Source organism: Streptomyces sp. NPDC059456, from assembly GCF_042750055.1.
In the GTDB taxonomy this organism is placed as follows: domain Bacteria; phylum Actinomycetota; class Actinomycetes; order Streptomycetales; family Streptomycetaceae; genus Streptomyces.
Genome location: NZ_JBHYVA010000813.1, coordinates 1 through 3,429, shown reverse-complemented (window position 1 = coordinate 3,429; position 3,429 = coordinate 1). Strand labels below are relative to the sequence as shown.

Annotated in this window: 3 protein-coding genes; 1 reads left to right on the top strand and 2 read right to left on the bottom strand. The window is 75.5% G+C overall.

Going from position 1 to position 3,429, the window contains the following annotated elements; genetic code table 11:
- Window positions 1–38 precede the first annotated feature (38 nt).
- Both ACFXA3_RS38935 and ACFXA3_RS38930 read right to left on the bottom strand, forming a co-directional pair.
- A complete protein-coding gene (locus ACFXA3_RS38935; protein WP_385195520.1) occupies window positions 39–1,082 on the bottom strand; it encodes a LacI family DNA-binding transcriptional regulator in 1,044 nt (347 codons plus the stop codon).
- A gap of 188 nt (window positions 1,083–1,270) precedes the next feature.
- On the bottom strand, window positions 1,271–2,092 hold the full coding sequence (locus ACFXA3_RS38930) for an NAD(P)H-binding protein (protein ID WP_385195518.1): 822 nt from the start codon (window positions 2,090–2,092) through the stop codon (window positions 1,271–1,273).
- A 124-nt stretch (window positions 2,093–2,216) separates the two neighbouring features.
- Here ACFXA3_RS38930 and ACFXA3_RS38925 point away from each other — a divergent pair, with 124 nt between their 5' ends.
- Complete coding sequence (locus tag ACFXA3_RS38925) at window positions 2,217–2,720, top strand: MarR family winged helix-turn-helix transcriptional regulator (protein WP_385195515.1); 504 nt, start codon at window positions 2,217–2,219, stop codon at window positions 2,718–2,720.
- The last annotated feature ends 709 nt before the right edge of the window (window positions 2,721–3,429 follow it).

Below are 3,429 nucleotides of genomic sequence, written 5' to 3'. Positions count from 1 at the left end.
CGCGAAAGCGGACCGGGGCCCTCTGCGTTGCCCGGGTCCTACGAGGATTCCCGCACCACCAGCTCGGTCGGCAGCACCACGGCCGCACCGCCGGGCTCCCCCGGCCCGGCCGCTTCCCCGGCGATCCGCGCCAGCAGGGCGCGCGCCATGGCCCGGCCCATCTCCTCCACCGGCTGGCGCACGCTCGTCAGCGGCGGATCCATGTGCCGGGCCAGCACCGAGTCGTCGAACCCGACCAGCGCCACGTCCTCGGGTATCCGGCGGCCGGCCGCGCGCAGCTCACGGCGGGCGCCCACCGCCATCACGTCGGAGGCGGCGAAGACCGCGTCGAGGCCGGGGCGGCGCTCCAGCAGCTCGCGCATGGCCCGCCGGCCACCCTCCTCCGTGAAGTCGCCGCCCGCGATCAGCAGCTCGTCGACCGGGACCCCGGCGGCCGTCAGGGCCTGACGGTAGCCGTCGAGCCGGCACCGCGCCCCGTACACGTCCAGCGGTCCCGTGATGGTGGCCGTCGCACGCCGGCCCCGGCCGAGGAGGTGGCGTACCGCCCCGGCAGCGCCCGCCAGGTTGTCGCAGTCCACGAACGGCAGCGTCTCGGCGGCGGAGCGGCGGCCGCTGATCACCACCGGGATGCCGAGCCCGGCCAGCAGCCCGGGCAGCGGGTCGTCGGCGTGGACGGCGACGAGCAGCACCCCGTCGACGCGGTGCGCGGACAGGTACTGCGCCAGCCGGCGGCGCTCGTGGTCGCTGCCGGCGAGGGTGAGGACCAGCTGGACGTCGGTCTCGGCGAGGGCGGCGCCGACCCCGCGGACCATGTCGGAGAAGTACGGCTCGGTGAAGAAGCGGGACTGGGTCTCGGGAACGACCAGGGCGACGGCATCGGCGCGGTTGGCGGCCAGGGCCCGGGCGGCGCGGTTCGGGACGTACCCGAGTTCCGCGACGGCGGCCTCGACGGCGGCCCGGGTGCGCTCGCTGACCTTGGACGATCCGTTGATCACCCGGGAGACCGTGCCGCGCCCGACCCCGGCGCGCACCGCGACCTCTTCCAGCGTCGGCCGACCCCCGCCGCGCCCATGCCCGTTCATGGCTGCCTCCCGTTGTGAATCTACCCCTTGAGGGCAGTGGGAGCGCTCCCAGATCTATTGCGCCGCCAGCCGACGGAACCTGCCGAGACCGCCGGCCTCCGGGCTGACCCACGAGGCCGCGGGCAAGCGCCCGGACCGTCCGCCGAGGCCGCACGGCCACGCCCGGCTCCGCCCAGGGCCCTGCCGTGCTAGCCGCGGAAGGCGTCCGCGTGGTCCCGGGCCCAGGTCTCGAAGGTGCGGGCCGGGTGCCCGGTGAGGCGCTCCACGGCGTCGGTGATCTCGACCGGGCGCCCGTCGCCGGCCGCCCAGTAGTCCAGGAGCGCGTCGGCGTAGGGGCCGGGTATGTACCCGTCGACCTCGGACTTCCACTGCTCGGGGGGCACGGACTCGAACGGCACGGGGGTTCCCAGGACCTCGCCGAGTATCGCGAGCTGTGTCGCGAACGACAGCGACTGCGGGCCGGTCAGGTGGTAGGCGCGCCCGCCGAGGGCCGGGTCGGCGAGGACGGCGGACGCGGCTTCGGCGAGGTCGGCCTCATGGACCGGATCGCCGTGGGACCCCGGGTAGGGCAGCCGCACCGGGCAGCCGGACTTCAGCAACCGGGCCCAGCCGAGGGCGTTGCGCGCGAAGGCCCCGGGGCGCAGCAGGGTGGTGTGCAGCGGGGAGGCCAGCAGGGCCTCCTCCACGGCGAGATGAGCGGCGGCCAGCGGGCTGTCGGCGGCGCCGGCGGCGAGCACCGAGGAGGAGGACAGGATCACGACGTGCTCGACTCCGGCGGAGACGGCCTCGTTGACGAAGGCCTCGATCGCGGAGGCCTCGGCATAGAGGAAGACCGACCGGATGCCGGCCAGGGCGCCGGCGAAGGTCGAGGGGTCACCGAGGTCGCAGTGGACCGTGCCCGGTGAGTCCGGGGCCCGGGAGGCGAGGCGGTGAGGGACGCCCTGGGCGGCGAGGAGGGGGACGAGACCGCGGGCGACGGAGCCGCGGGCGCCGGTGACGAGGATCGACATGGTGGTTCCTGCTTCCTGATTCCTGATTCCTGAGCGTTGTTCACGCTAGGATGTCAACGTGGCACAGATTCTGCATCACGAATATTCTGCGCTACACAGATAAATTTCAGGCAGGGAGACCCCGATGTCAACCGATTTCCCTCGTTCGAGTGAGGCCCGCGAGGACTGGAGCCGCGCCGAGCTGCTCGCGCGCATCGTCACCGAGAGCCAGCGGCACTACGCCGACTACTCGCTCTTCAACCAGGCGATGGCCGACCACGTCGGCCTGCACCCCACCGACATGCAGTGCGTCGCCCTCCTGGACATGGAGCCCGGCCCCGTCAGCACCGGCGACATCGCCCGCCTCACCGGCCTGACCTCGGGCTCCGCCACCCGCCTCGTCGACCGGCTGGTCAAGGCAGGCATCGTCGAGCGGCACGCCGACCCCCACGACCGGCGCCGCTCCCTCGTCTCCCTCGCCCCCGAGGCCCGGCAGCGGATCGGCGCGGCCTGGGACACCCCCGGCCGGGCCTTCGGCGCCGTCCTGGAGAGCTACTCCGACTCCGAACTCGCCATCATCGCCGACTACCTGCACCGCGCCGCCGAGGTCGGCCGGGCCCAGGCCCAGCGCCTGAACTCCGGCGGCTGACCTCCCGGCCGGCCTCGCGCGGCCACACTGCCACGACCGCGGTCCCGCACTCCCGCACTCCCGCACTCCCGCACTCCCGCAGCCAGGCTCCCGCACTCCCACGACCGGGCTCCCGGCCTCCCGGGCTCGTCGGCTCCCGGGGCCTACCGAAGCGCGCGTTCCACGGCTACGGTCCCGCCCAACGGGCAACGCAGCGCGCCGGAGACACGGGAGGGTCGGCGTGCGGATGGAGGTTGCCCGGTGTCCGCATCCGGTTCCGGATCCACGTCCGCCGTCCCCGGCGGCTTCCGCGGAGTCTTCGCGCTCGGCGGTACCGCCCTGCCCGTCCACGCGTTCCTCGCGCGCCTGCCCGCCGCGCTGTGCCCCATCGGGACGCTCCTGCTCGTCAACGAACGCGACGGCATCGGCGACGCCGGCGCCGTCGCGGGGCGCCCCGCGGGGCGCCCGCCCCCCCGGCCGCGGCCGTCGCCGCACCGGCCGCCGCCCCTGTCGCCGCCGAGCAGCCGGCCGAGGAGCCCGCCCCCGCCGCGCGCCAGCCCGTCCTGGTGGGCTACGGGGTCTCCCAGGCCTCCACCAAGCGCCGCCCCCGCAAGGCCGTGCCCGGCGCGGGCGCTGCCCGGAACGGCACCGCCGCGGTGGCCGCGCCCGCCGCCCTAACCGCCCAGCCGGTGGCCGCGCCCGCCCCCCCGCGGAAAGGGACCGCGCCCGC

Coding starts and splice junctions, on each gene's coding strand:
- ACFXA3_RS38935 (WP_385195520.1), bottom strand. CDS start 1,082: ATGAACGGGCATGGGCGCGGCGGGGGTCGGCCGACGCTGGAAGAGGTC.
- ACFXA3_RS38930 (WP_385195518.1), bottom strand. CDS start 2,092: ATGTCGATCCTCGTCACCGGCGCCCGCGGCTCCGTCGCCCGCGGTCTC.
- ACFXA3_RS38925 (WP_385195515.1), top strand. CDS start 2,217: ATGTCAACCGATTTCCCTCGTTCGAGTGAGGCCCGCGAGGACTGGAGC.